Here is a 6,682-nt window from a genome sequence, read left to right on the forward strand (position 1 = left end):
CGTCACGGTCCTACTCCTTCGGGCAGAATGCCAGGGGCGCGGTCGTTGAGCAGATCTTCGACATAACCGGCAAGATCGTAACGTTTGATACCGCTGGTCAGCAGCGTCAACGTGTCGCGCAGTTCGTCGGCGCTGATGTCGCGCGTGATGAAGACGAGTCGCGTCCGCCTGTCTTCGGATGGCCATGCATCGAGCAGTACCGGGGGATGGAAGATATGCTGGACACCGTGGATGACGACCGGCCGGGGCTCTCCAATCAGGTTCAGTATGCCCTTCACGCGCAGGATGTCCGGCCCCTTGAACGTGGTAAGGATATCGATCCAGCGTTCAAAGCCTTCGGCATCGAGCGGTTCGTCGAACGTCAGGCAGGTGGCGTGGATATGATCGTCATGCCGGTTCGGGTCATGATGATGGTGGTGATCATGATCGTGGTGGTGATGATCGTGGCCATGCCCGCGATGACCGTCCGTGTAGGCTTCGGCCTGGAGCCAGCGCTGGGCGTCGTTCGTCTTGGTCGCCGGGTCGTAGAGGCCGGCATCGAACAAGGACGCGAACTCGGCTTGGCCGTTCCTGACCGGAATGATCGGGGCGGCGGGATTGAGTGCGCGCAGTCGTCGTTCGATTGCCGCTCGCTCATCCTCCGACGCGAGGTCGGTCTTGGTCAGGAGGATGCGATCGGCCATCGCGGCTTGCTTGATCGCTTCCTCCTGGGCATCGAGCGTCGCCATGCCGGCGGCGGCATCCACCGTCGCGATCACGCCGTCGAGCCGATAGAGAGTCGCCAAATGGCTGTCGGTCATCAGCGTGTGCAGGATCGGCGCTGGATCGGCCAGCCCCGTCGTCTCTATCACCACCCGGTCGAACCAGCATTTGCCTTCGCGCGCGAAGCGCCAGGGCGCATCGCGCAGCGTCCGCAGCAGATCGCCCCTGATCGTGCAGCACAGGCATCCGCCCATCATTTCCACGACGAGATCGTCGTTCGATCGGGTGATGAGATCATGGTCGAGGCTGACCGCGCCAAACTCGTTGATGACGACCAACGCCCGGCTCATCTCCGGCGCATTGACCAGATGGTTGAGCAGCGTCGTTTTGCCGCTGCCCAGAAAACCGGTCAGGACCGAAACCGGGATCAGCGATTGCGGCCCGGCGAACAGGCTGCTCATGCGGCGTCCCCGGCGGCGAGTTCGGCGCGTGCCTCGAGGAACCAGGCTGTCACGCGGTCGCGATGCGCTTCACCCCAGGTCTCGACAAAACGCAGCGTTCCATAATCGCGCGGATTGGCAAGCGCCGCGATGCGCGCTTCGACGAAAGCAGGCGTCAGCGGAATGCGGCACAAGACGGTGATGCAATGTTTCCACTCATCGTAAGTGCAGGGGATGACGGGTGGCTTCATATCGTACGGCTTCCCTTCTTTAGCGCGCCGTTGTCATGCAATGCCTGCCAGTTGAGACCATGTCCAAGGGCAAGAAGCAGGGCACCGGCGACCGATAAAATGGTTTCCTTGCTCTCGTTCGGCGCCAGCAGCGCGCCCCCCGCCAGCAGGATGAGCCCCGGCAGCGCGACGATCGTAGGCTTGATCTTGCGATGGCGGCGGTAGCCGGTCGTCAAGGCGAGGACGCTGGTGGGCACGGCAAGCCCAAGCGCCCAGAGATGAAAGGCCTCAGGAACGATCAAAAAGGCTGTGAGGGTCGGCAGCAAAACGATCAGCACCGGCAAGACCAGGCAATGGATCAGGCACAGGATAGAGGCGCCGATCGCCACCCCGTCGAATAATCGTTGCCCTTCCGTATTTGCGGCCATGCGCGACTCCCATCGGCGCTGGACATCCCATGTCCTCCGCCTTATGCAGAGATGATATACTGTAACATAAAGGTCAAGGGTAGAATATGGCTTCCACTGACAATCGGCTCCCGGTCACGGTGCTTTCAGGTTTTCTGGGCGCGGGAAAGACGACGACGCTCAATCACATTCTCGCCAATCGCGAAGGGCGGCGCGTAGCCGTGATCGTCAACGATATGTCGGAAGTGAATATCGACGCCGACCTCGTGCGCGGCGGCGACGCGGCGTTGGCACGCAGCGAGGAGAGCCTGGTCGAGATGACCAATGGCTGCATCTGCTGCACCCTTCGCGACGACCTTTTGAAAGAAGTCCGTGCGCTCGCCGAGGCGGGACGATTCGATAGTCTGGTGATCGAGAGCACCGGCATCTCCGAGCCGCTGCCGGTGGCAACCACCTTCTCCTTCCGCGACGAGGAGGGGCATTGCCTGGGCGATGTCGCCCGGCTCGATACGATGGTGACCGTGGTCGATGCGCTCAATCTGCTCGCCGATTATTCAAGTCAGGATTTCCTGGCCGATCGCGGCGAGAGCCTGGGCGAGGACGATACGCGCAGCCTTGTCGGCCTGCTGGTCGAGCAGATCGAGTTTGCGGACGTGGTCGTGATCAACAAGGCGAGTGCCGTGTCGCCGGACCAGCTGGCGATCGTCAAGAAACTCGTCGCCTCGCTCAATGCCGATGCGCGCATCATCGCGTGCGATCGAGGCAAGGTGCCGCTTGATGCGATGCTCGACACCGGCCTGTTCGACGAAGAGAAGGCCGCGCAGCATCCGCTTTGGGCCAAGGAGCTTTACGGCTATGCCAGTCACCAGCCCGAGACCGAGGAATATGGGATCGAGAGCTTCGTCTATCGTGCGCGCCAGCCCTTCGATCCGGCAAAGCTTCATGCCTTCCTGACCGATGGCGGGCTCGACACCGTGGTGCGCGCCAAGGGCCATTTCTGGCTGGCAACGCGGCCCGAATGGGTCGGTGAACTGGCCGTTGCGGGCGCACAGACGATGATGGCCCGGATGGGCCGCTGGTGGGCCTCCATCCCCAAGAATCACTGGCCCGACGATGATCGCTTCGAGCGCTTCGTTTCGCAGCATTGGGACGGCATTTGGGGTGACCGGCGACAGGAACTGGTATTTATCGGCATAGGCATGGACGAAGCGCGCATTCGCGCTCGGCTCGATGCCTGCCTGCTCCCGGTCAAACGTTTTACGCCGGAGATGTGGACCGGCCTGCGCGATCCTTTCCCCAGTTGGGAGCCGCAGATGGAGGCTGCGGAATGAGCGTCGCACTGGCAGGCGAGAACCATGCGTTGGCCGATTCCGATCCGGCGGTGCTGGCCCGGATATGGGAACCCGACGTTCACCTCGCTATCTGGCGGCGTCCGCTCGCTTGCGATCTAGACGGTTTATGCGGTCTCGACTGGAATGTCATCGACGACATCGACGAAATCGTATCGAACATGGCACTGGCGCGCGATGTGCCAGAACTGATCGAAGCGGCCGGCTACGGCGATGTCGCGCCAGCGTTGGCGCGCGAGGTCGTGGCGATGGGCGAGCGTTTGGCGGCGATCTTGGAATGTACGATGCTGCGCCTGAGGCTCGAAGTGATCGAAACCGACGCCTGCAGGAAATTCCATGCAGATAATGTGACCGCCCGGCTGCTGATGCCCCTGGTCGGGCCGGGCACGCAATGGCTGCATGCGGGCAGCGAGGGGCCGATCGAATCGCTCCGCCCCGGCGAAGTCGGGCTGTTCAAGGGGCGGCTCTGGGCAGAGGAACCGTTCATCCTGCATCGTTCGCCGCCTGTTGCTGCCACAGGCGAAACGCGACTGCTTCTTGCGATGAATCCTTGCGCCAGGGATGAGATGGCTTGATCCGCTATCGGCGCTTCCTCGATCTGGGCTGGAAGGCGACCGTCATGTTCGTTGTAACTGTCCAGTTCGGTGTCGCACAAGCCTCCGGCGAGGTGCTGCCGGACACAACCCTCGCCGCACGGGCCTCCTCATCGCCTTCAGGCGACGAGGCGGGCGAAATCGTCGTGACGGCACGGGGGGAGCATCGGGTCGGGCATGACTTGTCGGCGAGCGTCGGCGCAATCTCGGGTGACGATATTCGCATGCGGCCGCTGTTGCGAACGAGCGAATTGGCCGAGGCTGTTCCGGGCCTGATCGCTGTCCAGCATTCGGGCGGCGGCAAGGCCGCGCGATATTATATCCGGGGCTATAATCTCGATCACGGCACCGATTTCAGCATTTCGCTGGATGGCGTACCGATGAATCTCCCGACCCATGCGCATGGCCAAGGCTATCTCGACCTGAATGGCCTCATCCCCGAAACGATCGATCGCATCGACTATCGCAAGGGGCCTTATTCACCGGCGGACGGCGATTTCTCGTTCATCGCGGCTGCATCGATGCGGACGGCCGATCGTGTCGACCGATCGTTCGTCACATTGGAGGGCGGAAGCTACGACTTTCGGCGGATCGCGGGCGTGACTTCGGTAAGCGCAGGCGGCGGAGACCTGCTGCTGGCGGGCGATTTCAGCGCCAGCAACGGCCCTTGGCAACTGCCCGAAGAGCTTCGCCACTATGCAGGCTTCGCCAAATATTCGACCGATACCGCCTGGGGCACGCTGCATGCCAGCCTTTCGGTTTACGATGCGACCTGGCGGCCCACAGAGCAGATTCCGGTCCGCGCGATGGGTTCGCTCGGCCTCACGGCCACCGGCGGTGACGGATGGGAAGGCGCGGTGCGCTTGCGCCATGTCGGCCCGCGCCCGCTGATCGAGGACAACAGCGTGCGCAGGCCGTCGACAACTGTCGTCAATCTGCGCTTTGCCAAGCATTTCGCGCGATTGGAGATTGCCGCCGACCTGCTTAACCTGTTCAATACTCGGCGGGCCGACGCCGACTATTTCTATGCCTCGCGCCTACCCGGAGAGCCGCTTGAAGGTGTGGACGGCGTTCACAGCCGACCGGTGGAATCTCGACAATTGAGGGTGAGTGGAAGGATATATTTGTAGTCCATGCGTTCATGACCCAAAGCAAGGTCACAAATGGCACTATTCCGAATGAAACCCCCGGCAACCATCAGGAGGACAGGATGAAGAAAATAGCATTGTTGATGGCAATGGCCACCGTCGTTCCGACCGTATCGCCAGTCGTAGCGCAGGCCGCCCCGGCCCCTGCCGTATTCACCCTGCCGCCCTTGCCCTATGCCGCCGGCGCGCTGGAACCGGCGATCGATGCGCAGACCATGACCATCCATCATGACAAGCATCATCAGGCCTATGTCGATGCGTTGAACAAGGCAGTCTCGGCCGACCCGGCACTTGCGGGCCAGTCGCTCGAACAGCTTGTTGCAAAAGCGGGAACCCTGCCCACCGCCGTCCGCAACAATGCCGGAGGGCATTGGAATCACAGCTTTTTCTGGAAATCCATGACACCGCCCGCGCAAAGTGGTGCGCCGTCGCCAGCGCTCGCCGCCGCGATCGATGCGGGCTTCGGGTCGCTCGTCAAGTTCAAGGCGGCTTTCAAGGCAGCCGGGACCGGGCGGTTCGGCTCGGGCTGGGTCTGGCTAATCGTCGGCACGGACGGTAAGCTTGCCATCGCTTCGACCCCTAATCAGGACAATCCACTGATGGATGTCGCGGAAACGAAGGGGACGCCGATCCTAGGCAATGACGTATGGGAACATGCCTATTACCTCAAATATCAAAACCGCCGCGGAGACTATCTCGACGGATGGTGGCAGGTGGTGAATTGGGATGTGGTCTCGCGCCGCTACGCAGACGCGACGGCACGAAAATAGATTGACGGCGTAACCGTTCCAAACGTCCGCTTACTGGGACGAGGGGGCGACTCTTACATCGCCAACGCCCGGCCGTTGATGGGCATATTGCGTCGCGATGCTATCTTGTTTGTCGGTATCGAGCTTGGCGTGACCCTGCTCGATACCGACAAGGGGTCACGGCTCCTGCACTGGCAGCGGTCGCGGGGAGCACGCACGTAACGACGGTCGATTTTTCGCCAGCGATGATCGATTGGCTGTAAGCGCCAAAACCTCCCCACATTTTCGTAGCTGCTGATCTGTCTATGTTTTGCCCCTCATCCGAGGGGTGTCGTAATGGCTGATGATGTAAAAACATTCGAAACAGGTTTCGAAGGCGGGAGGGCCAGCGGCCCTCGCGTAAGGATGTCATTCCAGCGGGACCGGCGCGTCGCCGCTGGTTGGCGGGGGCCAAGGCCCGGACCCTCGTTCGTCTTGGTGCGCTTGTCGGCCAAGCTCCAGACATCACTTTCGATCTCGTCGCTGGTCGCCAATCGCACTTCGCTTGTGCGCGCCAGGGTGAGCTTAAGAAAACGCAGCGCGCGAGAGGCTGTAGTATCGAGCGTGCACAGCCACCGGTAGAACTTGGGCGCCTCGGAATAGGGAAGCGCGGGAATGTGCTCGGTCTCGTGCCGCTGCTTCCCAAGCAGCGCCCGCGCCTTCATGCAGACCTGCAGATCGACCGACAGACCCATTTCCCGCAAGCGCGCTCACGCTTGTGCAGCCACAGGCCCGCGCCGTCCGCGTAGCGACGACCGGGCGGCGCGTTGCGAGCGGCGATTGCGAGACTTCCGATCGCGGAAGGGACCTTCGAGCCGGTCCCCCGTTTTGCGTGCGCTGGGAGGATACACGATGGGATCTAGTAAGGCAAGAAACGGCTGAATTCATCCATTCCTGGACTTCCTGAGCAGCCTTAAGAAGGCTGCTGGTGCGGTCGAGAAGACTCGAACTTCCACGGCCTTTCGGCCACAACGACCTCAACGTTGCGCGTCTACCAATTCCGCCACGACCGCACATCAACAGGG

The 6,682-nt window shown here is 61.8% G+C and carries 8 protein-coding genes and 1 tRNA gene; 4 read left to right on the top strand and 5 right to left on the bottom strand.

What is annotated here, in order from left to right:
- Positions 1-2 precede the first annotated feature (2 nt).
- Genes DI606_RS09665 through DI606_RS09675 form a run of 3 tightly spaced genes read right to left on the bottom strand, consistent with a single transcriptional unit; the run spans position 3 to position 1,800 of the window.
- On the bottom strand, positions 3-1,163 hold the full coding sequence (locus tag DI606_RS09665) for a GTP-binding protein (protein ID WP_293982127.1): 1,161 nt from the start codon (positions 1,161-1,163) through the stop codon (positions 3-5).
- Positions 1,160-1,393, bottom strand: coding sequence for a hypothetical protein (locus tag DI606_RS09670; RefSeq protein ID WP_293982130.1), 234 nt, complete (start codon positions 1,391-1,393; stop codon positions 1,160-1,162). The genes DI606_RS09665 and DI606_RS09670 overlap by 4 nt, the downstream gene beginning before the upstream one ends.
- Entirely contained in the window at positions 1,390-1,800 is a 411-nt protein-coding gene (locus DI606_RS09675; RefSeq protein ID WP_293982133.1) for a MerC domain-containing protein, read from the bottom strand. The genes DI606_RS09670 and DI606_RS09675 overlap by 4 nt, the downstream gene beginning before the upstream one ends.
- An 86-nt stretch (positions 1,801-1,886) precedes the next feature.
- On the opposite strand from DI606_RS09675, the gene DI606_RS09680 reads away from it, so the two are divergent.
- The 4 genes from DI606_RS09680 (at position 1,887) to DI606_RS09695 (ending at position 5,639) form a co-directional block, all read left to right on the top strand.
- A complete protein-coding gene (locus tag DI606_RS09680) occupies positions 1,887-3,110 on the top strand; it encodes a GTP-binding protein (RefSeq protein WP_293982136.1) in 1,224 nt (407 codons plus the stop codon).
- Positions 3,107-3,703, top strand: coding sequence for a DUF1826 domain-containing protein (locus tag DI606_RS09685; protein WP_293982139.1), 597 nt, complete (start codon positions 3,107-3,109; stop codon positions 3,701-3,703). The genes DI606_RS09680 and DI606_RS09685 overlap by 4 nt, the downstream gene beginning before the upstream one ends.
- A complete protein-coding gene (locus DI606_RS09690) occupies positions 3,700-4,851 on the top strand; it encodes a TonB-dependent receptor (protein ID WP_293982142.1) in 1,152 nt (383 codons plus the stop codon). The genes DI606_RS09685 and DI606_RS09690 overlap by 4 nt, the downstream gene beginning before the upstream one ends.
- An 80-nt stretch (positions 4,852-4,931) precedes the next feature.
- A complete protein-coding gene (locus DI606_RS09695; protein ID WP_293982145.1) occupies positions 4,932-5,639 on the top strand; it encodes a superoxide dismutase in 708 nt (235 codons plus the stop codon).
- Positions 5,640-5,935: 296 nt separating this feature from the next.
- On the opposite strand, the gene DI606_RS09700 is transcribed toward DI606_RS09695, so the two are convergent.
- Both DI606_RS09700 and DI606_RS09705 read right to left on the bottom strand, forming a co-directional pair.
- A complete protein-coding gene (locus DI606_RS09700) occupies positions 5,936-6,352 on the bottom strand; it encodes a hypothetical protein (protein WP_293982147.1) in 417 nt (138 codons plus the stop codon).
- Between the two features lie 231 nt (positions 6,353-6,583).
- Positions 6,584-6,670, bottom strand: a tRNA-Leu gene (locus DI606_RS09705).
- Positions 6,671-6,682 lie beyond the last annotated feature (12 nt).

This window comes from Sphingobium sp. (assembly GCF_003248505.1).
In the GTDB taxonomy this organism is placed as follows: Bacteria; Pseudomonadota; Alphaproteobacteria; order Sphingomonadales; family Sphingomonadaceae; genus Sphingobium.